Raw genomic sequence first — 23,145 nt, 5'->3', positions numbered from 1 at the left:
CGTTCTTCCGAATTCCGGAGATAACCCGTGAGCGATTCATCGCGACTCGATATCCGTGCCTTGCGCGTCTTCGACGCCGTCGCGTCGAGCGGAAGCATCTCCGCGGCGGCAAGCGCGCTCGGCGTCACGCAGTCCGCCGTTTCGCAGGCGGTCGGGCAGATCGAAGAGATTCTTGGCACGAAGGTGCTCGACCGCAGCCGCCGTCCGGTGCTGCTCACGCCTGCCGGCATCGCGCTGCGGCGGCACGCGCAGACGGTCGTCGAAGAGATGGAGCGGCTGCTTGCGGTGGTCCGTGAAGCGGACCTGACCGGCCGGCCGGAGATCCGCATCGGCATGATCGATTCGTACGCGGCCACCGTGGGCCCGGCGGTGGTCAAGCACACGATTGCACAGGGCAATCAGGTCGTCCTGCGTGCCGGGTTCGCCGACAGTCTCTCGCTTGCGCTGCTGCAACGGCAACTCGATCTGATCGTCACCTCCGATCCCATGGACGATATGGATAACCTCGTGCGGCGGCCGTTGTTCGTGGAGCCGTCGCTGCTCGTCGTGCATGCGGCGCGGCGCGAGCAATATCGTTCAGCCGATCTTCAGACGCTGGCGCGCGAGTTGCCGTTCGTCCGCTTCAGCAAGCGCTCGCACTATGGCGCGGTGACGGAGCGGTATCTGCGGCGCCGTGGCGTGAGCGCCGATCGCCATCTCGAGATCGACGCGGCGGACGTGCTCCTGGCGATGGTCGCGGCCGATCTGGGATGGTCGATCTGTCCGGCCCTCGCGTTGTTGCAGGGGCGGGCGCATTTGCAGGACATCGCGGCCATCCCGGTTGCCGATCCGCCGCTGGTGCGCACGATCTTTCAGGTTTCGCGTGCGGGCGAATACGAAGATACGGCGGAATTTCTCTACCAGACCAGTCGGCGGGTGCTCGAGAAGGGCGTGTTCGCCGAGATCCGGGCGCGGCTTCCCGACGTTGGGGCGAAGCTGCATCTGAGCTAGGGACGATCGGAGAACGAGTAGGCCATCAGCCGCCGCTCACGGCATGTTCAAGCGGCGTCGCGGGCCTGGCCGTGGTTGCCGTAACGCGCAAGCTGCTTGCGCAATGCCTCGATCTGATCGAGCAGATCCAGCGCGAGTGCGACGCCCGGCGCGTTCAGCTCCAGATCGCTCTTCAGGCGTTGCGCGGTGATGGCGCGGCGCAGGCACGTGCCGCTGAACCGCCATTCCTCCACGCGCGCACCCTGCGGCTCGAACGCGCCTTCTTCGACCCATTGGGCGAAATCTTCGTGCGATGCACCCGTGATGCGGCACAGCTCAACCATCGTGAACTCGATGCGTTCCTCGACGATCTCACCGTGCAGATGAGAAGGATCGTTTCCATTCATGAGGGTCACCTGTAGAAATGGGCGCGCGGGTCGAAATCGAGCGCCTTACGCATCTCGGCGTAGGCGGCCTTCCTGGCGTCGGTATCCGCGGGAGGCAGGACGATGCCCAGCATCACGTAGAAATCGCCGGGAGGATTGCCGGGAATGCCTCGACCCTTGAGCCTGAGACGCCTGCCAGCCGACGATCCCGCGGGAACCGTCACGGTCACGTCGCCCGAGGGCGTGGGTACGACGACTTCCGCACCGAGCGCGGCTTCCCAGGGCGCCAGCGGAAGATCGGAGGTCACGTCTCGTCCGTCGATAAGATATCGCCTGGGCGTCTCGACGGAGATCTCCAGATACAGGTCGCCGCGCGGCGCGTTGCCCATGCCAAGGCCGCCCTGACTCGCGAGCCGCAGACGCTGCCCGTCGAGAATGCCTTTCGGTATGGCTACGTCGAGCGTGCGCGTCTGATACGTGACGCGTCCTTGATCGTCGATCACGGGCGTCTGCAGGGACAAGGTCCGTTGCGCGCCGTTGTAGATGTCTTCGAGGCTGACGGTGACCTTGGCATGAAGATCTTCGCCCGGCCACTCGGGCGTGTAGGAGCGTGCCGACTGGCGCGCATGCCTCCCGAACAGATCGCTGAAGAAGTCTTCGGCAGCCTGTGCGTCGCCATCGCTGCCATATGCGCCGCTCGCCTCCGGGCGAGGGCGGATTTCCTCGCCGTCCTTGAAGCCGGTGCCGAGCGCGTCGAACGCCGCTCGTTGCTCGGGATCCTTGAGAACCTGATACGCCTCGCCGATCTCCTTGAAACGCGTCTCGGCGTCAGCCTCCTTGTTCAGGTCCGGATGGAACTTGCGCGCGAGCTTTCGATAAGCGGTCTTGATCTCCGCTTCCGTCGCGTTTCGCGGAACGCCCATGAGGGCGTAATAGTCCTTGTATTTCATCGTTTCCCTTATCGTCCGGTCAATCGACTTCGGGTAGATGGCCTGCAGGCGAGGCGTGACAATCGATGGCCTACTATACAAGGAAGCAAGGAAACATGTTTCCGGCTAACCCGCGTTCCGCGCCTGCCGTTCCAGTTGCTCGCGGTGATCCGGATGCGCGATCGCCATCATGCGCGGGATGCGTTGCGAGATCGACAGCCCGCGCAGATCCGCGATGCCGTATTCGGTGACGATCACGCAGGCGTCGCTGCGCGCGATCGTCGTGGGACCGGAGAGTTGCGCGACGATACGGCTGTGCCGGCCCGCCGTCGAGGGCATCGCGACGATCGGCACTCCGTTGCGGCTGGCCTGCGCCGCACGCAGAAAATCACCGACCCCACCGACCGCGCCGACATACGTGCCCGCCGCGACTTCGGCGTTGATCTGTCCGGTCAGGTCCACTTCGACGGCGGAGTTGATGGCGGCGAAGCGATGGATCTGCGCGAGCACGCTGGCATCGTGCGTGTACTCCGTGCCGCGCAGCTCAACCGCCGGATTGCGATGCGCGAAGCGGCGCACCCGTTCCGAACCGATGATGACGCCGCCGATCGTGATGCCCGTATTGATCGTCTTCCGCGCATTCGTGACGACCCCCGCTTCGCACAGGGCCGCGATGCCGTCGCCGATGCTGCCCGTGTGCACGCCGAGATCGCGCCGGTCCGCGAGTTGCGCGAGCACTGCATCGGGAATCGCGCCGATGCCGGTCTGCAAGGTCGCGCCATCTACAATGAGACTCGCCACATGCCCGCCGATGGCTGTCTCGACCGTCCCCGGCATGGAGGCGGGCGGGTTGGCGAAGACGGCGTCGGACTCCACGAGCAAGTCGAAATCCGCACGGCGCAGATAAGGTCCGCCATGCGTCCACGGTACATCACGATGCACCTCGCCGATGATCACGCGAGCGCGCTTCAGCGCTCCGACCAGATACTCGCGCGCGAGGCCCAGACTGTAGCGTCCTGATGAATCGGGCGGCGACACCTGCAGCATCACGACGTCGATACGTAACGATCCGCTGCTCATGAGCCCGGGCAGTTGCGAGTAATGCGCCGGGAGAATGTCGAGCAGTCCCGCGCGCGCAAGCGTGCGATTCGCGCCGCTGCCGCAGTAGGCGAGGAAATCGAAGGCATCGGCGTGTTCGGGCGCGAGCACATCCGCGAGACCGATGCCCAGGAAGAGCCGGGTCCGTCCGATGCGATGCCGCTGCGCGACGAGCGCGCGCATCAACGTGATCGGCTCGGCGTGCGATTGCCCCCACATGACGGTATCGCCGGCACGGATCACGGCGGTGAGATCGAGGGTCGCTGGGTCGTGCATGAGGTCATCGTGCGAAGTTGGCTTGAAGTTGCCCGGGTGGGCATGCCAGCGACACGTTAAGTGCTCTCCCGGTCCGATGTCCATGCAGCAAGCACATGCGTTCCGTCCTTTGAAACCCCGTTGAAAAGCGCCTTCCTCGAGCGATCCATGCAAGAATGCACGCACCTCTTCACGATGCTTCAAGACACTGCATGGACGTCCGTCAGCTTCGCTATTTCGTTCACATCGTCGATTACGGAAGTCTAGGCAAGGCTGCGGAAAAGCTGTTCGTCGCGCAACCCTCGCTCAGTCAGCAAATCGCGCGGCTCGAAGAAGAACTCGGCGTGGCGCTCCTGTTGCGCAGCAATCATGGCGTGACGCCGACCGCCGAAGGGGAGGCGCTGTACCGTCATGCACGCGTCGTGCTGCGGCAGATGGAGCAGTTGCGGCAGGAAGTCACGCAAGGCGGCGTCGCGGCGTCGGGCACCGTGGCCATCGGCTTGCCGACGACGATGGCGTCCGTGCTCGCCGTGCCGTTGTTCGAGCGCGTGCAGGACATGTTTCCCGCGATCCGCCTGCAGTTCTTCGAAAGCATGAGCGGATATCTGAACGAACTGCTGGCGAACGGCCGCCTCGATCTGGCCATTCTGTTCCGCGAATCGGATACGCCCGGCATCGGCAGCGTGCCCGTGTTCGACGAAACGCTGTATCTGCTCGGCGAACCGGGCGGCGACATCGGCGCGCGTTCCGGCACATGTGCGCTCGCGAAACTCGGCGGCGTGAAGCTCGTCGCGCCGGGCGTGTCCAACGGCCTGCGTATGCTGATCGAACGTGTCTTCGCGAGCGAGAAGATCGATCTGAACGTCGTGGCCGATATCGATTCCTTGCCGTCCTTGCTGCTGATCGCGCATTCGGGCCGCGCGTGCACGATACTGCCGGCCTCGGCCGTCGCGCAGCTCGATCCGGCCCGCATGCCGCGCATGCGCAAGATCGTCGAGCCCGTGATCCGCCGGCCCGTGAGCGTTTGCTGGCCCAACAGCATGCCGATGCATGCGGCCACCGTCGCCGTTCGCCGGACCTTGCTGGGTCTCATCGCCGAGCTGGTCGAACGCGAAACGTGGAAGGGCGTGACGCTGCGCGAGATCGACCGCTCAATGTGAGCGGCCCGCATCGCCTTTGCTGATACGTGTCTTCAGGACGTTCACGCGGCGGAACGGTCCGTACAGTGAAAACCCCTATAGGCACCCGCACCCACCCGCTAAGGGTCGATCACACTGGCTGCACGGGATATTCCGGTCAAGAATGGGCCTTTCAAAGCACGGAACACATTCGCAGGGCGATTGACGTGCTGCGCGGGAAATCCTGTAATCGAACGCATCGGGCCGAACCTCCCTGGAGCCAATCATGTCGACGCAGCCGAGCCGGATCGCCACGCCACGACCGGAGATCAACCGCCCGGCCTGGAATGCGGCACTGCTGGACAGCACGCATGCGGGACGCGATGGCGCAAGCCCGACCATGGTCGTGCCGCTCGCGCGCAGTCTCGCGATACTCGGCGCCTTCACGCCACAGGAGCCGTGGCTCGGCAATCAGGAAATCGTCTTCGAGACCGGCATTCCCGCGCCGACCGTGTCGCGCATGCTGCGCTCGCTGGTCGCGCTCGGCTTCCTGCATTACGCGCCGGCGCAGCGCAAATACCGGCTGGCGGCATCGGTGCTCTCGCTCGGTTATGCCGCCATCGCGCAGTCCAGCGTGCAGCGGCTCGCGCGCCGGAGCATGCAGGCTTTCGCCGATGCGAGCGGCACCTATGTCGTGCTCGCCGCGCGCGACCGTCTCGATGTGATCGTGCTCGAAACCTGCGCGAGCAAACCCGCCACGCTCGATCTCGATCTGCATGCGGGCGCGCGCTTGCGCATCGCATCATCGCCAATGGGCTGGGCGCTGCTCGCCGCGCTGCCGGAACTCGAACGCTTCTATTTGCTGGGCAATGTCGAACGTCGTGCCGGCCGCGACTGGCCGCATTTGCGGCGGCGCATCAGCGAGGGCATTTCGCAGACTCACAATGCGGGCTACTGCACCTCGCTCGGCGAATGGGAACCGGATCTCGCGATCGTCGCCGCGCCGCTGCTGATCCGCGACCAGACGCCGCTCGTGCTGGCATGCATCGGGCCGAGCGCGAAGCTCGGGCGCGCCCGCATCGAGCGCGAACTGGGTCCGCGCCTGGCCGCGATCGCGCAGCACCTGCAGGAGCAGGTCCCTTTCGATGAATGAGGCGAGCATGAACACCGTTGCCGAATCCACGCTTGCCGCGCCCATTACGCTTACGGTCGAACGCGGGCTCGAAGTCCTGCGCGCGTTTCGCGCCGAGCGCGCGCCGCTGTCGAACGCGGAACTCGTGCGCCGCACGGGCTTTCCGAAAGCGACCGTGTCGCGCATCACCGCCACGCTGATCCGCGTAGGCTTCCTGAGGCGCGTGAGCGGCGGACGGCAGTTCGAACTGAGCGCGGGCGCGCTGAGCATCGGGCATGCTTATCTCGAGGCGAATCCCGTTGCGGGCCTCGTCAATCCCTTCCTTCAGAAGCTCGCCGACAAACTCGAACTGTGCGTGGCGCTGGCTGTGCCGGATCATCTGGACATGCTGTATATCGCGTGCAGAACGAGCGCGAAGATCGCGACCCTGCGGCTGGGCGTCGGCACCTTGCTGCCGATGGAAACCACCTCGGTCGGTCGGGCGCATCTGTATGCGCTGCCCGAGACGGAGCGACGCGAGCGTATCGCGGCGATCCTCGCGACGCCGGGAAAGAATGCGGACGTGGTGCGCAGGAACCTCGAGACCGCATTCGACGATCTGCGCACCACCGGCGTCTGCATGGCGGTAGGCGAATTCCAGCGCAACGCGTATGGCATTGCCTTGCCGCTGAGGGTGGGCCGCACGCGCACGCTGATGTCGCTCAACTGCGGCGCGGTCGAACTCGAACCGGACATGGCGGCGATCCGCAAGCGCGCGATTCCCGAGTTGCACGCCGCCGGACAACGGCTGACGCAACTGCTCGCCGATGTCGACTGCGAGCCCTGACGCGCGGCACGCACGCTTCCAACGCACGGAACGAGGCGTCCCGCTGCATTGACGCCGCGCGATGCGATCATCACGATGGATTCAACTCATCTGCGAAGAGGAAGAGGGAATCCATGCCAGAGCAATCGAAGTCATACGCGTCGTATTCCACGCTCGCGTTCGATCGTCCCGCGCGCGGGGTCTTGCGCATCACGCTGAATCGGCCGGAGCGTCTCAACGCACTCGATGCCCGCGGTCACGACGAACTCGCGCGCGTCTGGCGCGATGTGGACGAAGATCCCGAAGTCGGCGCCGTGATCCTGTGCGGCGCGGGCCGCGCGTTTTCCGCGGGCGGCGACTTCGACATGGTCGAGGAAATGATCGACTCGTTCGATGCCCGCATGCGCGTCTGGCGTGAAGCGAAGGACCTGGTCTACAACATCATCAACTGCTCGAAGCCGATTGTCTCGGCCATTCACGGCTCGGCAGTCGGCGCGGGACTGGTGGCCGCGCTGCTCGCGGACATCTCGGTGGCGGCCCGAACCGCGAAGCTCGTCGACGGGCACACGCGGCTGGGCGTAGCCGCCGGCGATCATGCGGCCATCATCTGGCCGCTGCTGTGCGGCATGGCGAAGGCGAAATACCACCTCATGCTGTGCGAGCCGGTGAGCGGGGAGAAGGCCGAGCAGATCGGGCTCGTCTCGCTCGCCGTGGACGACGCCGAGCTTCAGGACACGGCGCTGGACGTTGCCACGCGCCTCGTCAACGGTGCGCCTTCCGCCGTGCGGCTCACGAAGTACGCGCTCAACAACTGGCTGCGCCAGGCCGGTCCCACGTTCGATGCATCGCTCGCGCTGGAGATGCTGGGTTTCGGCGGCGCGGAAGTGCGCGAGGGTGTTGCGTCGTTTCGCGAAAAGCGTGCGCCTCAATATCCGCTCGACACGCCGGTCTCGCCCGCAAGCGGTGCATGAAGCGAAGGCGCGTGCCGCACAGGCGCGGCACGCTCTCTCTTCTCATTCGATTCGAGCCTCGCCATTGTTCAATACGATGACATCGCGCTCCAGCGATCTCGCCCGAAAGCGCAGCATGGCCCCGTGCCTGTGCCATATCTCGACGCGTATCGTTTCGCCGGGATAAGCGGGCGCGGAGAAGCGCGCGAACAGCATCTTCAGACGCGTGGCATCGTAAGCGCAAACGGCGCGCAGAATCGCATGGCCGGCTATTCCGTACGTCGCCAGCCCGTGCAGCACGGGACGATCGAAGCCCGCGGCGCGTGCGCTCGCCGGGTCGGCATGCAGGGGATTCAGGTCGCCGTTGAGCCGGTACAGCAAGGCACCCTCCGGACGCACCGGCAGATCGCAGACGAGGTCGGCCTGGGTGTCCGGCATCGGAGAGAGCGCGGGCAGGGGCGCATCGCCGGCTTGGCCACGCGCGGAAAAGCCGCCATCGCCGCGACAGAAGTTCAGTTGCTCGACGCGCGCCAGCACTTCACCGTTTGCGGCATCGATGACGTCGCGCGACGTCAGCACTTGTGCACCCTTGCCTTCGCCTTTATCGACGACGGACTGCACGCGCGTACGGCCGATGATCGTGGCTGCGGCGGGCAGCGGCCGCAACAGCGTCACGCGCTGCTCGCCATGCACGACCTTCGCGTAGTCGATGCCGGTCTCCGGATTGCGCATCCACAGGCCGGGAAAGCCGAGCACGGCGGCCATCGTCGGCGCGGCGACGAGTTCGGGGCCGTAGGTGAACTTCAGCGCACGCGTATCCAGCGGCTCGCTGCCGAACGCGACGCTCAGCGCGTAGATCGCGCAGTCACGCTCGGTGTAGGTTTGCCGCACGTCGTCGAACGCCCAGTTCCTGAGCGTGTGATAGTCGATTGCCACGGGTGTCTCCGTCGCGTTACATCGGGTCCCAGCTGAACACGTCGCCGGAGCGATCCATCGGCACGAAGGATGCCTTCAGCGCCGGCATGCCGTGCTCGGCGATGGCTTCGGGCGTCCAGCCATCGCTGCGATGCACGGAGCGCACGGGACGCGGCTGGCTCATCAGGAAGATCTCGTTATTGCGCACGGTGAAGATCTGGCCGTTCACGTCGCGCGCGGCGTCGCTCGCGAGATAGACCGCGAGCGGCGCGATCTTCGCGGGCGTCATCTGCTTGATCTTCTCGACGCGCGCGGCCTGTTCGGGCGTGTCGGTCGGAATCGAGCTGACCATGCGGCTCCATGCGAACGGCGCAATGCAGTTCGAGCGCACGTTGAACTTGCCGAGATCGAGCGCGATGGACTTCGATAACCCCGCGATGCCCATCTTCGCCGCGTTGTAGTTGGCCTGCGCGAGATTGCCGATCAGGCCGGAGGTCGAAGTCATATGCACGAATGCGCCGCTTTCCTGTTCCTTGAAGCGGTTCGCGGCGGCGCGGCTCAGATTGAAGCTGCCGTACAGATGCACCTTGAGCACCGCATCCCATTCGTCATCCGACATCTTGTGAAAGAAGCGGTCGCGCAGGATCCCCGCATTGTTCACGACACAATCGATGCGGCCGAACGCATCGAGCGCCTGTTCGACGATGCGCGCGCCCGCGCCGCTGTCCGCCACGCTGTCGATGTTCGAGACGGCCTCGCCGCCCGCTGCGCGGATCTCTTCGACGACGCGCTCGCCGGGCGAGCTGTCGCGCCCGGTGCCTTCGAGCGATGCGCCGATATCGTTGACCACCACGCGCGCGCCATAACGGGCCATCAGCAATGCGATGTCGCGGCCAATGCCGCCGCCCGCCCCCGATACGATCACGACCTTGCCTTCCATAGTGCGCTTCGTCATGTCTGTCTCCGTTGAATCCATGGACGTTCGTCATGACGATGATGCGCGGCGCAAGCGCATGTCAATGCGCTATCTCTTGCCCTTCCGTACATCGAAAGGCAGCTGCATGACCGAAGCATGGCGTACCTGCTTGTGACGGATCCAGAGTACGGAACGGCGCAGGGCAGGCCGTTGACGCCTGCATGAACGGATCGCAGCATGGACTGCATCATCCCTGCATTCGGAGAGCCCGCAGACCATGATCCGCGACATCGAAACGATGAACGTGTTACGCGACAACATCGCGCGCTTCGTGCGTGAACGACTGATTCCCAACGAAGCGCAAGTTGCCGACACCGACGAGATTCCGCAGGACGTCGTCGACGACATGAAGGCAATGGGTCTCTTCGGACTCACGATTCCCGAAGCCTACGGCGGCCTGCAACTCACGATGGAAGAAGAGGTGCTCGCGATGTTCGAGCTCGGGCGTGCATCGCCCGCGTTCCGCTCGCTGATCGGCACGACGGTCGGTATCGGCTCGCAGGGCATCTTGCTCGACGGCACCGAGGAACAGAAAGAGCGTTATCTGCCGCGTCTTGCGACGGGCGAGATCATCGCTTCGTTCGCGCTGACGGAACCGGAGGCCGGATCGGATGCGGCGTCGCTGCGCACGACAGCGATCCGCGACGGCGACGACTACATCGTGAACGGCACCAAGCGCTACATCACGAACGCGCCGCAGGCCGGCATCTTCACGCTGATGGCGCGCACCGACCCGGAGGACAAGAGTTCGGGCGGCATCTCGGCGTTCATCGTCGAGGCCGGATCGCCAGGCCTGAGTTTCGGCAAGCGCGACAAGAAGATGGGCCAGCGCGGCGCCCATACCTGCGACGTCATCTTCGACAACTGCCGTGTGCCGGCCGCGAATCTGATCGGCGGCGTGGAGGGCAAAGGCTTCAAGACCGCGATGAAAGTGCTCGACAAGGGGCGCATTCACATCGCGGCGATCTGCGTGGCGGTCGCGCAGCGCATGCTGGACGACACGGTGCAGTATGCGATCGAGCGCAAGCAGTTCGGTCAGGCCATCGGCGAGTTTCAGCTGGTTCAGGCCATGCTGGCGGACAGCCGCGCCGAACTGTATGCGGCGCGCTGCATGGTGGTCGATGCCGCGCGCCGTCGCGACGATGGCCTGAAGGTCAGCACGGAAGCCTCGTGCGCGAAGCTGTTCGCCTCCGAAATGTGCGGGCGCGTCGCGGATCGCGCAGTGCAGATCCACGGCGGCGCGGGCTACATGAGCGAGTACGGCGTCGAACGGTTCTATCGTGATGTTCGCCTGTTCCGCATTTTCGAAGGCACGACGCAGGTGCAACAACTGGTCATCGCACGCAACATGCTGCGGGAAGCGCGCCCGTAGCGGGGGAAGGCACGATGTTTCAGGCATAGTGACGGCGCGTGGCCCCTGTTCCTGCCCGCATCTCCCATGTCACGACGAGAATTGATCATGAACGAATGCCTGGATACGCTTCGCAGGGTTGAACGCGCCTGGAACGAAGCGGCCCGCAACTGGGATCCGCACGCGCTGACCGCGCTCTATGCGCCGGACGCGCTGTTCTTCGGCGGGCGCAAGGGCCAGTCTGCCGGAGCGCGCGCGATCCTCGCGTATTTCTCGTCGTATTGCGGGGTGATCGAATCGGCGACGCTCGCGTTGGTCGAGCAGCGCGTCATCCGGCTCGCGCATGACTGTTTCCTCGCGCAAGGCTACGGCGAGTTCACCTTCACGCTCGCCGGCAACAGAACTTCGCGATCGCGGCTGCGTACGACGCTCGTGATCGCATCGCACGATGCCGCGTGGCGCATTCGCCAGCATCATTTTTCGACCGAGCCCAACACGCCGCCCATCTGAACGGCGCGCTTCGCCTTCGACCTACGCCGCTTCGAAGAGGGCGGCCATGCCCTGGCCACCGCCGACGCACATGGTCTCCAGACCGTAACGCCCGCCGCGCCGCCGCAGTTCGTGCAGCAGCGTGGTCAACATGCGTACCCCGGTCGCGCCGATCGGATGACCGAGCGAAATGCCCGAGCCGTTCACGTTCAGGCGCTCCCGATCGTCCCATCGCCAGCCCTTCAGCACGGCAAGCGCCTGCGCGGCGAAGGCTTCGTTCAGTTCAACCAGATCGATGCGATCGAACGAGAAGCCCGTGCGCGCAAACAATCTCTCGACGGCGGGAACAGGGCCGATGCCCATCAGCGCCGGCTCGCATCCCGCCGCTGCCCAGCCGACGAGATAGCCATGCGGCGAGAGTTCGAGCTCATCGAGCTTGTCCTCCGCGACGATCAGGCACGCAGCCGATGCGTCGTTCTGCTGGCTCGCGTTACCCGCCGTGGTGATGCCGTCCTTCATGACCGGCTTGAGACGGGCGAGCGATTCGGCGGTAGTGTCGGGACGAATGCCTTCGTCGCGCGTGAACATCGACGGTTCGCCCTTTTTCTGCGGCACCGTGATGGGCACCACTTCGTCATCGAACTTGCCCGCGTTCCATGCCGCCGCCGCGCGCTGATGGCTGAGTGCGGCGAACGCGTCGGCTTCGGCGCGGGTGATGCCGTATTCGCGCGCGAGATTCTCGGCGGTTTCGACCATGCCGGAGATATGGCCGAAGCGATCTTCCGGCTGCGAGCGCTCGCGCCCGCGTTCGAGCCGGTCGTGAAAGCGCACCGAGCCCGAGCGTTTGCCCCAGCGCATGTCGGTCGTGTAGTACTCGATGTTGCTCATGCTCTCCACGCCGCCCGCGAGCACGACATCGGCCGCGCCGCTCTGCACCATCATTGCCGCAGTGACGATGGCCTGCAAGCCGCCGCCGCAGCGCCGGTCGAGCTGCATGCCGGGCACGCTGACGGGCAGGCCCGCGTTCAACGCAGCCCATCGGCCGATGCAGGGTGTCTCGCCGTTCGCGTACGACTGGGCGAACACGACATCGTCGATGCGCGCCGGATCGATGCGCGTGCGTTCCAGCACTGCCTGGATCACGGGCCGCGTGAGGTCTTCGACCGGCACGCCGCGCAGACTGCCGCCGAATGCGCCAACCGGCGTTCGCAGGGGTGAGACGATGGCTGCTCTTCTCATGAGTCGTCCTTCGATGGGGATTAACGATGCGTTCGCTCACGATGCGAGTCCGCACGTTCCATCGTCAAGGACGGGGCGGGCATATTTCCGTACTTCGACAGCCCGGGCTCGCCGGCCTCAGGCGTGCCGATCTTCGACCGGCACGTTCCGCAGAAGAAAGTCGATCGCGACATGGCCGAAGCGGTCGTTGCGATCGCCCGCCACCATATGCCCGGCCTCCGCGACGTTGACGTAATCCGCGCGCGGGCACAGCGCGAGAAACTCCCGCACGCCTTTCTCGCTGACGACATCGGAACTGCCGCCGCGCACGAGCAGGGTCGGCACGGACACGGCGCGCGCACAGGCCGACAGGCGGGCGTGCCGTCCTTCGATATCGAGCGGCCGCTGAATGAAGCGCGGGTCCCAGTGCCAGCGATAGCGTCCGTCGTCGCCGAGCCGCACGTTCTTCGCGAGGCCATCGAGATTGGGCCGGCGGGTTTGCGTCGGACGATATTCGCTGATGGCGTCGGCGACGGCTTCGAGCGAATCGAAGCCGTCCGGACGCTGGCGCATGAAGCTGCGAATGCGATCGACGCCGGTGGGCTCCGTGTACGGCACGATATCGACGAGAATGAGCGCGCTCGCCGGGACATGGCCTTCGCCGATGGCGACGAGACTCGTCGCGCCGCCCATCGATGCACCGATCAGCACCGGCGGCGCGCTGGTCTCCGGGCCGCGTACCTGCTCGATTACGCTGCGGAGGTCCTGCGCAAGCGCGTCGAGACTGTAATCGCCGTCCTCGCTCCAACCGGAATCGCCATGCCCGCGGGCATCGTAGGCGACGGCAAAGTACCCCGCGTCACCCAGCCGTGCACCGGTTTCGCCCCACGCGTGGCGCGTCTGCCCGCCGCCGTGCAGCAGCACCACGAGCGGGCTTTCCGGGTCGCCCCATGTGTCGGCGGCGAGCGGAATGCCCGAGGCGGATTTCCAGACATGCATCGGCTGCGGTGCGCCCGCGAGTCGGTTTCCTGCGCTCATCTTCGTGTCCTCTCGATGTGTGGGCTCTTGTCGTGACGCGTTGCAAGAAACCGGCCTGCCCGTGTCATAGGGCGAGTCTATGACGGGCAAAACAAACTGGTATTTGCGCGTCCGTCGGGCGGACGTTCAAATGGAGCCTCGATAAAGCCCCGTTCACGATACTGCAAGGAGACGCCATTGAAGATACTTGTCCCAGTCAAGCGCGTGGTCGACTACAACGTGAAGGTCCGCGTGAAGTCGGACCACTCCGGTGTCGACATCGCCAATGTAAAGATGTCGATGAACCCGTTCGATGAAATTGCCGTCGAGGAAGCAGTGCGTCTGAAGGAAGCGGGCGTTGCTGCGGAAGTGATCGCGGTTTCGTGTGGCGTCGCGCAAGCCCAGGAGACCTTGCGCACGGCGCTGGCGATCGGTGCGGATCGTGCGGTGCTGGTGGAGACGGCGGAAGAGCTTCAGCCGCTCGCCGTCGCGAAGATTTTGAAAGCGCTGGTCGATCAGGAAAAGCCTGAACTCGTCATTCTCGGCAAGCAGGCTATCGACGACGACTCGAATCAGACGGGGCAGATGCTCGCTGCCTTGGCGGGCCTGCCCCAGGCGACGTTCGCGTCGAAAGTCGTGATCGCAGACGGACGCGTCACGGTCTCGCGTGAAATCGATGGTGGCGCGGAAACGCTTTCCTTGACACTCCCCGCCGTGATCACCACGGACCTGCGTCTGAACGAGCCGCGTTATGTGACGCTGCCGAGCATCATGAAGGCGAAGAAGAAGCCATTGAGCACGGTGACGCCTGCGGATCTGAATGTGGACGTTGCACCGCGTCTGAAGACATTGAGGGTCACCGAGCCTGCGAAGCGCAGCGCGGGCATTACCGTGCCGGACGTGAAGACGCTGGTCGACAAACTGAAGAGCGAAGCCAAGGTAATCTGAACATGACGATTCTGATCATTGCGGAACACGACAACGCGTCGATCAAGGCAGCGACGCTCAATACGGTTGCGGCTGCAACTAAAATCGGCGGCGACGTGCATGTGCTGGTCGCGGGATCGAACGCGCAAGGCGCAGCCGATGCTGCAGCGAAGATCGCAGGCATAGCGAAGGTGCTGCTCGCCGATGCGCCTCAACTTGCCGACGGTCTCGCTGAAAATGTCGAAGGCACGGTGCTGAACATCGCGAAGGACTATTCGCACATCCTGGCTCCCGCCACGGCGTACGGCAAGAACATCGCGCCGCGTATCGCCGCGCATCTCGACGTCGCGCAGATCAGCGACATCACGGCCGTCGACAGCGCCGACACTTTCGAGCGTCCGATCTATGCAGGCAATGCCATTGCTACAGTTCAATCGAGCGATCCGATCAAGGTCATCACGGTGCGCGCAACCGGCTTCGATCCGGTCGCAGCCGAAGGCGGCAGTGCAGCAGTCGAGAAGATCGAAGCCGCCGCCGATGCAGGCATCTCGCAGTTCGTGAGCCGCGAAGTGACGAAGCTGGACCGTCCGGAACTGACGAGCGCGCACATCATCGTGTCGGGCGGCCGGGGTCTCGGCAGCGGCGAGAACTACACGAAGACGCTGGAACCGCTGGCGGACAAGCTGGGCGCGGCGCTGGGCGCATCGCGCGCGGCGGTCGATGCCGGTTACGTGCCGAACGACTTCCAGGTGGGCCAGACGGGCAAGATCGTCGCGCCGCAGCTGTACGTGGCGGTCGGCATCTCGGGTGCGATCCAGCACTTGGCCGGCATGAAGGACAGCAAGGTGATCGTTGCGATCAACAAGGACGCGGAAGCGCCGATCTTCAGCGTGGCCGATTACGGTCTCGTCAGCGATCTGTTCAGCGCGGTGCCTGAACTCGTGCAAAGCCTGTAACGACCGATGACCACGATGCCCAACGCGACCCGTCATCGTTCGCTGCTGTTCGTCCCCGGCAATCGTCCCGAGCGATTCGCGAAGGCGCTGAACAGCGGCGCCGACGCGGTCATCCTCGATCTGGAGGATGCCGTCGCGCCCGAGCGCAAGGACGAGGCGCGCGCAGCCATTGCCGCGTGGCTCACGCCCGGGCGCCCGGTGCTGATCCGCGTGAACGCGCGCGACACGCCCTGGTTCGAACAGGACGCGCGGCTCTGCACCGTGCGCGGCGTTGCGGGCGTCGTGCTGCCGAAGGCGCAAAGCGCGACGGACGTGATCGAACTCGTCACGCGCACACGCAGCCGCATGCCCGTGTTCCCGCTGATCGAGAGCGCCGAAGGCATGCATCGCGCGCTGGAGATCGCGCGTGCGCCGCATGTGCATCGGCTGATCTTCGGGACACTCGATTTCTGCGCCGACCTGAACATGGCATCCGATGGCAGCGAACTGGACCCTTACCGCGCGCAACTCGCATTGATCTCCCGAGTCGCGCACATCGGCGCCCCGATCGACGGCGTGACACCCGCCATCGACAACGAAGCCGCACTCCACGCCGACACGCTCAACGCAAAGCGACGCGGCTTCGCGGGGAAAATCTGCATCCATCCGAAACAGGTCGATACCGTGAACCGATGCTTTGCCGCCAGCGAAGCGGAACTCGCCTGGGCAAGGGAAGTGCTCGAAGCGTTCGCGCAAGCGAATGGCGCGGCGGTTGCGGTGCAGGGAAAGATGGTCGATCGGCCCGTCGTGATGCGTGCGCAGGCGATCCTCGATACAGCGCGTTCCTGATGATCAGATCGCGCCCTCGGCGCGCAGGCGTTCGATCGAACGCGCATCGTACCCGAGCTCGCCGAGTATGGCTTCGGTCTGCTCGCCGAGCGCGGGAACGGCATCCATACGCGGTTCATCCGCCGCGCTCAAGCCCGGTGGATAGAGCGCGGCGATCTCGCCCACGGGCGTGCGAACGCGCGTCCACCGGCCGCGCGCGTCGAGCTGCTCATGGCGCCAGACGTCGTGCATGTCGTTCATGCGCGCATTGGCGATACCCGCTTCTTCCAGCCGCTCGATCACCTGCGCGGCGCTCATGTCCGCAAATGCCTCGACAATGGTGCGCGTGAGTTCGTCGCGATGCCGGGCGCGGCGGCTGTTGGCGCAGTACCTCTCATCCATTTCGAGTTCGGGACGGCGCAACACGATCTCGCAGAACTTCTTCCATTCGCGCTCGTTTTGCAGGCCCAGCATGACGGTCTTGCCATCGCCGGCCTGGAACGGACCATAAGGGAAAATCGTCGCATGCGAGGCGCCGGCCGGGCGCGGCGGCGTCTGTCCGTCGATCGCGTAGTAGAGCGGAAAGCTCATCCATTCGACCATGCTCTCCAGCATCGACACGTCGATACGCTTGCCGCGGCCCGTCTTGCCGCGCTCGATGATCGCGCCAAGGATATTCGTGTACGCATACATCCCCGCGGCAATGTCCGCGATCGAGCACCCCGCCTTCGCCGGCTCGCCGTCGGAACCCGTGACGCTCAGAAACCCCGACTCGCTCTGGATCAGCAGGTCGTAGGCTTTCTTGTCGCGCAGCGGGCCATCCGCGCCGTAGCCGCTGATGTCGCAGACGATCAGGCGCGGATAACGTGTGCTCAGCGTGTCGTAGTCGAGGCTCAGCCGCTGCGCCGCGCCGGGCGCGAGATTCTGCACGAACACGTCGGCATCGGCGAGCAGCTTTTCGACGATCTCGAGCGCCTGCGGCTGCTTGACATCGAGCGTGATGCTTTCTTTCGAACGATTGGTCCACACGAAGTGCGACGACAGTCCCGAGACGCGTTCGTCGTAGCCACGCGCGAAGTCGCCGGCGCCGGGACGTTCGATCTTGATCACGCGCGCGCCCATGTCGGCGAGCTGGCGCGTGCAGAAGGGCGCGGCGATCGCCTGCTCCAGCGTGACGACCTTGATGTCTTGCAGCGGACGCATGACGAGGCTTCCTCAGAAAGAACGTGGCAAGCCGAGAATATGCTCGGCCACGTACGACAGAATGAGGTTGGTCGAGAGCGGCGCGACCTGATAAAGCCGCGTCTCGCGGAACTTGCGCTCGACATCGTATTCCGCAGCGAAGCCGAAGCCGCCGTGAAACTGCAGGCAGGCGTTGGCCGCTTCCCACGATGCATCGGCGGCCAGCAGCTTCGCCATGTTCGCCTGCGCCCCGCAGGGCTGGTGCGCGTCGAAGAGTTCGCAGGCCTTGAAGCGCATGAGATTGGCCGCTTCCACGTTGACATACGCGCGTGCAATCGGAAACTGCACGCCCTGATTCTGGCCGATGGGCCGGCCGAACACGACGCGCTCCTTCACGTATTCACTGACCTTGTCGATGAACCAGTAGCCGTCGCCGATGCATTCCGCCGCGATCAGCGTGCGCTCCGCGTTCAGGCCATCGAGGATGTATTTGAAGCCCATGCCTTCCTCGCCGATCAGGTTCTCGGCGGGGATCTCGAGATTGTCGAAGAAGAGTTCGTTGGTCTCGTGATTCACCATGTTGATGATCGGCTGGACCGTGAGACCGTGCCCGACCGCCTCGCGCAGATCGACGATGAAGATCGACATCCCTTCGCTCTTCTTCTTCACGTCGGCGAGCGGCGTCGTGCGCGCGAGGAGAATCATCAGGTCGGAATGCTGCACGCGCGAGATCCAGACCTTCTGGCCGTTGATGACATAGCGGTCGCCTTTCTTTTCCGCGGTCGTCTTGATCTTCGTGGTGTCGGTGCCGGTGGTCGGCTCGGTGACGCCCATCGATTGCAGACGCAATTCGCCCGACGCGATCTTCGGCAGGTAGCGTTGCTTCTGCTCCGTCGAGCCGTGCCGCAGCAGGGTGCCCATGTTGTACATCTGGCCGTGGCACGCGCCGGAATTGCCGCCCGACCGGTTGATCTCCTCCATGATGACGGACGCCTCGGTGAGACCCAGGCCCGAGCCGCCGTACTCCTGCGGAATCAGCGCGGCGAGCCAGCCCGCTTTCGTCAGTGCATCGACGAATGCTTCGGGGTAGCCGCGCACTTCATCGACCTTGCGGAAGTATTCGTTCGAGAACTGCTTGCAGAGGTCGCGCACGGCGTCGCGAATGTCCTGATATGCGTCGTTGGTTTCGATCATGATGGGTGGTATGCGTTAGTCGAGCGTGGCGTGAGCTGTCATGCCAAGCCAGCCTTCCTGGTCCTTCGACCATAACTCGATGGACTTGCCATCGGCGGACGGCTGGCCGCACAGATGCAATGCGTTGCCGGCGAAGCAGGGACGCAGCGCCTTGAAGGAAAACTCGCGCACGATGGCATCCGGCCGTTGACGCCTGAGCAGGTCCATCAGCAGCGTGGCGATCAGCGGACCATGCACGACGAGGCCGGGATAGCCTTCCGTTCCCGTGACATAGGGCGTGTCGTAATGAATGCGATGGGCGTTGAAGGTCAGCGCGGAATAGCGGAACAGCAAGGTCTCATCGGGCATCAGCGTGCGCTGCCACGCTTCGTCGGCGGGTGCGGCGGTGGGCGCCGACGCCGTCGTGCCCGCTTCGCGATACACGATGTCGTGTTCTTCCTCGATCGCCAGCGTCCCGTTGCTCTCGATGCGGTGCGCGACCGTCACGAAGCCGAGCCGGCCGGTTCGTCCCTGCTTCTCGCGCACATCGAGCACGCGCGACTCGCGTGTGATGCGTTCACCGACGCGTACCGGGGCCGGAAACCGCAGGCGCCCGCCGGCCCACATGCGGCGCGGCAAGCCAAGGTCGGGAAGAAAGCCGCCTTTCTGCGGATGGCCGTCCGCCGCGATCAGCGTTTGCCTCACGGTCGGCCGGAAGAAGATCCAGTGCCACAGCGGTGGCAGCGCTTCGCCGTCAGCCGGCGACGCCTCGTAGTCGAGCGTGGCGGCGAGTGCGGCCACCGAAGTCGGCGCGACGATATCGACCGCGCATTCCTTGTTCATTCGAATCCTCCGTGCGCGCATGCGGCGCGTCCGTCGCCAGCGGTTGTCCAAGCCCCACTTTAAAACGCTGACCGTCCAGCAGGGAAATACCGATTTGGTGTGCCCGCCATAGGACGAGCCTATGTCTTTGTCCGCCAGGAGTGGGTTCCGAGGTACGGAACAGCGGTCGCGCAGCGGTTGCGCATGTTCATTCCCGGTCTTCCAATGGATGCGTTCGCGTGACCGGCGCGATTCCGGGCATCGCGAGAACCAGGATACGCACATGTATGAACGAGTGTTGTCGCCGATCCGCATCGGCGCGGTGGAGATTCCGAATCGCATCGTCAGGACAGCGCATGCCACGTCCTTCTCACGCGAGTACATCAATGACGATCTGATCGCCTATCACCTCGAACGGGCGAAAGGGGGCGCGGGACTGTCGATCATCGAAGGTGCATCCGTGCATCATTCGTCGACTTTCGCGCTGAGCGTACGCGACGACGGCGCCATCGCACCGATGCGCCGGCTGGTCGAGGCGATCGCGCCTACCGGCATGAAGCTGTTCCAGCAACTCTGGCACGGCGGCTATACGGACCCGTCGGCGAGTGGCGGTTTGCCCTGGGCGGCATCGGCGCTGCCGGGGCGTTATGCGGTCGCACCGCCGGTTCCGATGACCACCGACCAGATCGGCGAACTCGTCGAAGCGTACGCGAAAGCCGCCGTGCGCGTCGAGGAAGCGGGCATGCAAGGCGCCGAGATACTCGCGGGCAACGGCTATCTGTTCTCGCAGTTCTTCTCGCCGGTGCTGAACCGGCGCACCGACATTTATGGCGGCGGCTTCGAGAACCGCATCCGCTTCCTGCTGGAAGCCTTGCGCGCCGTTCGCGCGGCGACGTCGCCGGGGTTCGCGCTCGGCATGCGTATCGGCGACAGTTCGGACCAGCGCATCCTTTCGGCGCGTGAGACCAATGCGATCGCGTTGCGCGCACAAGCCGAAGGGCTGATCGACTTCGTCAACATCACGCATGGCGACTATTACTTTCATGTCGATCGCTACGCGGGCATGGATCAGCCCGTCGGCTATCAATTGCCGTTCAGCGAGGACATCGGCAAGGACGTAACCGTGCCGCGCATCATCGTCGGCCGGTACGCGACGCTCGACGACGCCGAACAGGCACTCAAGACCGGCGCGGCCGATCTCATCAACATCGTGCGCGGCATGATCGCGGACCCGATGCTCGTCGTGAAGTCGCGCGAAGGGCGGGGCCATGAAGTCAGGCCGTGCATCGGCTGCAACCAGGGCTGCATCGGCGGGGTCTTCAGCGGACGGATGGGATGCGCGGTGAATCCCGCGGTCGGACGTGAGGCGAGCTTGTCGGACGATACGATCGTCAAGACCAACAATTCGCGCCGCGTGCTCGTCGTCGGCGGCGGTGTCGCCGGCATGGAAGCGGCGCGCGTCGCGCTGCTGCAAGGACATCGCGTGACGCTGGTCGAAGCGATGGCCGATCTCGGCGGCTTGCTGAACTACGCGCGACGCATGCCGAAGCTGCACGCCATCGGCGACATCGCGATCTGGCTGGAAAACGAGATCTATCGGCTGGGCGCGGACGTGCGTCTGTCGACCTACATGGACGCCGCCGACGTGCTCGCCGAACATCCCGACGTCGTCATCGTGGCTACCGGATCGCAGCCCGCCGAAGCGCATGAATTCGTACAGACGGCCAGCCCCGCCGCGCAGGTGCGGATCGCACCGGATGCGCGCGTGCTGACATCGCTCGACCTGATCACGGATAGGGAGAAGGCCTATGGCGACACGGCAATCGTCGTCGACGACGTCGGGCACTATGAGGCGATAGGCTGTTGCGAGATGCTGATCGAGCGCGGCGTCAAGGTGACCTATGTCACGCGCCATCTGATGTTCGCGCCCGCGATGGAAGCGACGGGCCGCACTCAGTCCGCGCTGCAGCGCTTCCACAAGGCCGGCGACTTCCGCATCGTCACGCAGGCGGAACTGGTATCGGTCGGCAAGGGCCGCGCCGAGATCAAGCCGCTGTTCGGCGCCAGGACCGAAACCATCGACGCGGACACGGTCGTGATCGTCGGCTATCGCCAGTCGCAGAACGAACTCTGGCTGGCGTTGCGTTCGCGCGTGGCGCAACTGCATGTCGTCGGCGATGCGCTCTCTGCGCGCGACATCCAGCCGGCGATTCGCGAAGGGCATCTCGCCGCGCGTTCGATCACCTGAATCGCGGCGTTCAAGCACCCGCACATTCGTTCCGTTCGATGAATCATCGCGTGTTCGGGCTCGACGCCCGTCCGGCTACGCGCGCGCGTGCTCTGCACGATACACAGCGCGCGCAGCCGAATTCCAACGTACGGATCACTTCGCATGGCCCGATTGACCCGCGCAGGCCGCGCTCGTCAAATGAGCCCACGATAAAACGAAACCATCAGGAGACACACATGAAGCGCAAGACGATCGAACGCGCATTGATGCTCTGGTTCGCCGCACTGGGCGCGACGCCCGGCGCCTTCGCCGACTCGCCGAACGTCATCAAGATCGGACTGTCCGTGCCTCTCTCGGGCTCGGGCGCGAACTGGGGCAAGGGCAGCGAATGGCTGTGCAAGGCGGCCGCCGAGGAAATCCGCAAGGCGGGCGGCGTGAAGGTATCGAACACGGTCTACAACTACGAGTGCGTCGCGTACGACAACAAGTACAACGCGGCGGACGGCGCGAAAGTCGCGCAGACCTTGCTGAGCCGCGACGGCGTGAAGTATATCGGCGGCAGTCTCGGCACCGCACCCTCGCGCGCGCTGCAGTCGCTCACCGAGCGTGAGGGCGTGCTGTTGTTCACGACCGCCTGGGGCGCCAGCATCAAGGGTCCGAAATATCCGCTGACCTTCACGCAGATGAATACGCCGATCGAAATCGCGCCGCCGCTGGTGCGCTACGTGAAGCAGGCCAACCCGAAGATCCAGAGTGTCGCGCTGCTCAATCCCAACGACGCCACCGGCCAGGAAACGGAGAAGCTCGCGCGCAAGGCCTGGGAAGCGGTCGGCGTGAAGGTCGTCGCGAGCGACTGGTACGAGCGTGGCACGACGGAATTCCAGCCGGTCGCCGCCAAGCTCGCGGGCCTCAAGCCGGACGTCGTCGATCTGTGTTCGAGCCCGCCCGCCGATGGCGGCCTCGTCTTCAAGGAAATGGACGCGCTGGGCTGGAAGGGCGTGAAGGTGGTCGAAGTGGGCACCGGCGCGGACGGCCTGCTCGCGACCGGCGGACGCGCGGCGAACAACGCGTACATGGGCGCCGCGCTGACCTTCGACGGACCCGGCGTGACGGCACGCCAGCGCGAGCTGAACGAGGGCGCGCGCAGCGTGACGGGCGAGTCGCTGAACGCGATCCAGGTCGGCTTCTACGATTCCGTGAAGGCGCTCAAGGCCGCGATGGAAAAGGCGCAGAGCATCGACCCGACGGTCGTCGCCGGCACCCTGCCGGCCATTACCTTCGATTCGTTCTACGGTCGCGCCGCGTTCGGCGAGAAGTCCGTGTACGGCAGCCCGCAGCAGATTCTCGTACCGGTCATCGTCACGCAGATCCAGGGCGACAAGCTGGTGGAACTGGCGCGCATCAGCCCGGATGAGCTCAAGCAACGCACCGGCCAATAAA

Annotated in this window: 22 protein-coding genes; 12 read left to right on the top strand and 10 right to left on the bottom strand. The window is 64.9% G+C overall.

Annotation, left to right across the window (positions count from 1 at the left end; genetic code table 11):
* Nucleotides 1-27: 27 nt before the first annotated feature.
* Complete coding sequence (locus QCE64_RS34730; protein WP_309917763.1) at nucleotides 28-990, top strand: LysR family transcriptional regulator; 963 nt, start codon at nucleotides 28-30, stop codon at nucleotides 988-990.
* 47 nt (nucleotides 991-1,037) lie between these two features.
* On the opposite strand, the gene QCE64_RS34725 is transcribed toward QCE64_RS34730, so the two are convergent.
* From QCE64_RS34725 to QCE64_RS34715, 3 genes are all read right to left on the bottom strand, one after another.
* Nucleotides 1,038-1,376, bottom strand: a complete 339-nt coding sequence (locus tag QCE64_RS34725; RefSeq protein WP_309917761.1) for a chaperone modulator CbpM — start codon at nucleotides 1,374-1,376, stop codon at nucleotides 1,038-1,040.
* 5 nt (nucleotides 1,377-1,381) lie between these two features.
* The gene (locus QCE64_RS34720; RefSeq protein ID WP_310008754.1) at nucleotides 1,382-2,305 is read right to left on the bottom strand and encodes a DnaJ C-terminal domain-containing protein; all 924 of its coding nucleotides are present in this window, start codon (nucleotides 2,303-2,305) and stop codon (nucleotides 1,382-1,384) included.
* Between the two features lie 105 nt (nucleotides 2,306-2,410).
* Nucleotides 2,411-3,658 (bottom strand): acetyl-CoA hydrolase/transferase C-terminal domain-containing protein, encoded by a 1,248-nt coding sequence (locus QCE64_RS34715; RefSeq protein WP_310008751.1) that lies wholly within the window; start codon nucleotides 3,656-3,658, stop codon nucleotides 2,411-2,413.
* 191 nt (nucleotides 3,659-3,849) lie between these two features.
* Between QCE64_RS34715 and QCE64_RS34710 the strand changes: the two genes are divergently transcribed.
* The 4 genes from QCE64_RS34710 to QCE64_RS34695 all read left to right on the top strand — a co-directional run bounded on the left by QCE64_RS34710 (nucleotide 3,850) and on the right by QCE64_RS34695 (nucleotide 7,663).
* Nucleotides 3,850-4,797, top strand: a complete 948-nt coding sequence (locus tag QCE64_RS34710) for a LysR substrate-binding domain-containing protein (protein ID WP_309917751.1) — start codon at nucleotides 3,850-3,852, stop codon at nucleotides 4,795-4,797.
* Between the two features lie 244 nt (nucleotides 4,798-5,041).
* Entirely contained in the window at nucleotides 5,042-5,908 is an 867-nt protein-coding gene (locus tag QCE64_RS34705) for a helix-turn-helix domain-containing protein (protein ID WP_310008749.1), read from the top strand.
* Between the two features lie 7 nt (nucleotides 5,909-5,915).
* Entirely contained in the window at nucleotides 5,916-6,713 is a 798-nt protein-coding gene (locus QCE64_RS34700) for an IclR family transcriptional regulator (protein WP_310008747.1), read from the top strand.
* Between the two features lie 113 nt (nucleotides 6,714-6,826).
* Nucleotides 6,827-7,663: an enoyl-CoA hydratase/isomerase family protein gene (locus tag QCE64_RS34695; RefSeq protein ID WP_309930606.1), complete on the top strand. Its 837-nt coding sequence runs from the start codon at nucleotides 6,827-6,829 to the stop codon at nucleotides 7,661-7,663.
* Between the two features lie 42 nt (nucleotides 7,664-7,705).
* Here the strand turns inward: QCE64_RS34695 and QCE64_RS34690 are convergent, their stop codons facing one another.
* Both QCE64_RS34690 and QCE64_RS34685 read right to left on the bottom strand, forming a co-directional pair.
* Nucleotides 7,706-8,578, bottom strand: coding sequence for a MaoC/PaaZ C-terminal domain-containing protein (locus tag QCE64_RS34690; RefSeq protein WP_310008744.1), 873 nt, complete (start codon nucleotides 8,576-8,578; stop codon nucleotides 7,706-7,708).
* 16 nt (nucleotides 8,579-8,594) lie between these two features.
* The gene (locus QCE64_RS34685) at nucleotides 8,595-9,512 is read right to left on the bottom strand and encodes an SDR family oxidoreductase (protein WP_309917737.1); all 918 of its coding nucleotides are present in this window, start codon (nucleotides 9,510-9,512) and stop codon (nucleotides 8,595-8,597) included.
* 238 nt (nucleotides 9,513-9,750) lie between these two features.
* Here QCE64_RS34685 and QCE64_RS34680 point away from each other — a divergent pair, with 238 nt between their 5' ends.
* Nucleotides 9,751-10,905, top strand: coding sequence for an acyl-CoA dehydrogenase family protein (locus QCE64_RS34680; RefSeq protein ID WP_309930601.1), 1,155 nt, complete (start codon nucleotides 9,751-9,753; stop codon nucleotides 10,903-10,905).
* 87 nt (nucleotides 10,906-10,992) lie between these two features.
* The gene (locus tag QCE64_RS34675) at nucleotides 10,993-11,394 is read left to right on the top strand and encodes an SgcJ/EcaC family oxidoreductase (protein WP_310008742.1); all 402 of its coding nucleotides are present in this window, start codon (nucleotides 10,993-10,995) and stop codon (nucleotides 11,392-11,394) included.
* Nucleotides 11,395-11,415: 21 nt separating this feature from the next.
* Here QCE64_RS34675 and QCE64_RS34670 read toward each other — a convergent pair whose 3' ends face one another.
* Nucleotides 11,416-12,612, bottom strand: a complete 1,197-nt coding sequence (locus QCE64_RS34670) for an acetyl-CoA C-acetyltransferase (protein ID WP_310008740.1) — start codon at nucleotides 12,610-12,612, stop codon at nucleotides 11,416-11,418.
* 117 nt (nucleotides 12,613-12,729) lie between these two features.
* Complete coding sequence (locus QCE64_RS34665) at nucleotides 12,730-13,629, bottom strand: alpha/beta hydrolase (protein ID WP_309917725.1); 900 nt, start codon at nucleotides 13,627-13,629, stop codon at nucleotides 12,730-12,732.
* A 177-nt stretch (nucleotides 13,630-13,806) separates the two neighbouring features.
* On the opposite strand from QCE64_RS34665, the gene QCE64_RS34660 reads away from it, so the two are divergent.
* The 3 genes from QCE64_RS34660 to QCE64_RS34650 are packed head-to-tail and all read left to right on the top strand — an operon-like array spanning nucleotide 13,807 to nucleotide 16,319.
* Complete coding sequence (locus QCE64_RS34660; protein WP_309917721.1) at nucleotides 13,807-14,556, top strand: electron transfer flavoprotein subunit beta/FixA family protein; 750 nt, start codon at nucleotides 13,807-13,809, stop codon at nucleotides 14,554-14,556.
* A 2-nt stretch (nucleotides 14,557-14,558) separates the two neighbouring features.
* Nucleotides 14,559-15,491, top strand: a complete 933-nt coding sequence (locus QCE64_RS34655; RefSeq protein WP_309917719.1) for an FAD-binding protein — start codon at nucleotides 14,559-14,561, stop codon at nucleotides 15,489-15,491.
* A gap of 15 nt (nucleotides 15,492-15,506) precedes the next feature.
* Nucleotides 15,507-16,319 (top strand): CoA ester lyase, encoded by an 813-nt coding sequence (locus QCE64_RS34650; RefSeq protein ID WP_309917716.1) that lies wholly within the window; start codon nucleotides 15,507-15,509, stop codon nucleotides 16,317-16,319.
* Nucleotides 16,320-16,322: 3 nt separating this feature from the next.
* Here QCE64_RS34650 and QCE64_RS34645 read toward each other — a convergent pair whose 3' ends face one another.
* From QCE64_RS34645 to QCE64_RS34635, 3 genes are read right to left on the bottom strand one after another with little or no spacing between them, the layout of a single operon-like run.
* Nucleotides 16,323-17,501 (bottom strand): CaiB/BaiF CoA-transferase family protein, encoded by a 1,179-nt coding sequence (locus QCE64_RS34645; RefSeq protein ID WP_310008738.1) that lies wholly within the window; start codon nucleotides 17,499-17,501, stop codon nucleotides 16,323-16,325.
* Nucleotides 17,502-17,513: 12 nt separating this feature from the next.
* Nucleotides 17,514-18,674, bottom strand: coding sequence for an acyl-CoA dehydrogenase family protein (locus tag QCE64_RS34640; protein ID WP_310008737.1), 1,161 nt, complete (start codon nucleotides 18,672-18,674; stop codon nucleotides 17,514-17,516).
* Nucleotides 18,675-18,689: 15 nt separating this feature from the next.
* Nucleotides 18,690-19,496, bottom strand: coding sequence for a MaoC family dehydratase N-terminal domain-containing protein (locus QCE64_RS34635; RefSeq protein ID WP_310008734.1), 807 nt, complete (start codon nucleotides 19,494-19,496; stop codon nucleotides 18,690-18,692).
* Nucleotides 19,497-19,758: 262 nt separating this feature from the next.
* Between QCE64_RS34635 and QCE64_RS34630 the strand changes: the two genes are divergently transcribed.
* Together QCE64_RS34630 and QCE64_RS34625 are read left to right on the top strand one after the other, a co-directional pair.
* On the top strand, nucleotides 19,759-21,723 hold the full coding sequence (locus tag QCE64_RS34630) for an FAD-dependent oxidoreductase (protein ID WP_310008732.1): 1,965 nt from the start codon (nucleotides 19,759-19,761) through the stop codon (nucleotides 21,721-21,723).
* A 218-nt stretch (nucleotides 21,724-21,941) separates the two neighbouring features.
* Nucleotides 21,942-23,144, top strand: coding sequence for an ABC transporter substrate-binding protein (locus QCE64_RS34625; RefSeq protein WP_404987840.1), 1,203 nt, complete (start codon nucleotides 21,942-21,944; stop codon nucleotides 23,142-23,144).
* The last annotated feature ends 1 nt before the right edge of the window (nucleotide 23,145 follow it).

Source organism: Caballeronia sp. LZ043, assembly GCF_031451075.1.
GTDB lineage: Bacteria > Pseudomonadota > Gammaproteobacteria > Burkholderiales > Burkholderiaceae > Caballeronia.
This window is presented reverse-complemented; position numbering and strand designations above follow the sequence as displayed.

Coding starts and splice junctions, on each gene's coding strand:
- QCE64_RS34725 (WP_309917761.1), bottom strand. CDS start 1,376: ATGAATGGAAACGATCCTTCTCATCTGCACGGTGAGATCGTCGAGGAA.
- QCE64_RS34720 (WP_310008754.1), bottom strand. CDS start 2,305: ATGAAATACAAGGACTATTACGCCCTCATGGGCGTTCCGCGAAACGCG.
- QCE64_RS34715 (WP_310008751.1), bottom strand. CDS start 3,658: ATGCACGACCCAGCGACCCTCGATCTCACCGCCGTGATCCGTGCCGGC.
- QCE64_RS34710 (WP_309917751.1), top strand. CDS start 3,850: ATGGACGTCCGTCAGCTTCGCTATTTCGTTCACATCGTCGATTACGGA.
- QCE64_RS34705 (WP_310008749.1), top strand. CDS start 5,042: ATGTCGACGCAGCCGAGCCGGATCGCCACGCCACGACCGGAGATCAAC.
- QCE64_RS34700 (WP_310008747.1), top strand. CDS start 5,916: ATGAACACCGTTGCCGAATCCACGCTTGCCGCGCCCATTACGCTTACG.
- QCE64_RS34695 (WP_309930606.1), top strand. CDS start 6,827: ATGCCAGAGCAATCGAAGTCATACGCGTCGTATTCCACGCTCGCGTTC.
- QCE64_RS34685 (WP_309917737.1), bottom strand. CDS start 9,512: ATGACGAAGCGCACTATGGAAGGCAAGGTCGTGATCGTATCGGGGGCG.
- QCE64_RS34680 (WP_309930601.1), top strand. CDS start 9,751: ATGATCCGCGACATCGAAACGATGAACGTGTTACGCGACAACATCGCG.
- QCE64_RS34675 (WP_310008742.1), top strand. CDS start 10,993: ATGAACGAATGCCTGGATACGCTTCGCAGGGTTGAACGCGCCTGGAAC.
- QCE64_RS34670 (WP_310008740.1), bottom strand. CDS start 12,612: ATGAGAAGAGCAGCCATCGTCTCACCCCTGCGAACGCCGGTTGGCGCA.
- QCE64_RS34665 (WP_309917725.1), bottom strand. CDS start 13,629: ATGAGCGCAGGAAACCGACTCGCGGGCGCACCGCAGCCGATGCATGTC.
- QCE64_RS34655 (WP_309917719.1), top strand. CDS start 14,559: ATGACGATTCTGATCATTGCGGAACACGACAACGCGTCGATCAAGGCA.
- QCE64_RS34650 (WP_309917716.1), top strand. CDS start 15,507: ATGCCCAACGCGACCCGTCATCGTTCGCTGCTGTTCGTCCCCGGCAAT.
- QCE64_RS34645 (WP_310008738.1), bottom strand. CDS start 17,501: ATGCGTCCGCTGCAAGACATCAAGGTCGTCACGCTGGAGCAGGCGATC.
- QCE64_RS34640 (WP_310008737.1), bottom strand. CDS start 18,674: ATGATCGAAACCAACGACGCATATCAGGACATTCGCGACGCCGTGCGC.
- QCE64_RS34635 (WP_310008734.1), bottom strand. CDS start 19,496: ATGAACAAGGAATGCGCGGTCGATATCGTCGCGCCGACTTCGGTGGCC.
- QCE64_RS34630 (WP_310008732.1), top strand. CDS start 19,759: ATGTATGAACGAGTGTTGTCGCCGATCCGCATCGGCGCGGTGGAGATT.
- QCE64_RS34625 (WP_404987840.1), top strand. CDS start 21,942: ATGAAGCGCAAGACGATCGAACGCGCATTGATGCTCTGGTTCGCCGCA.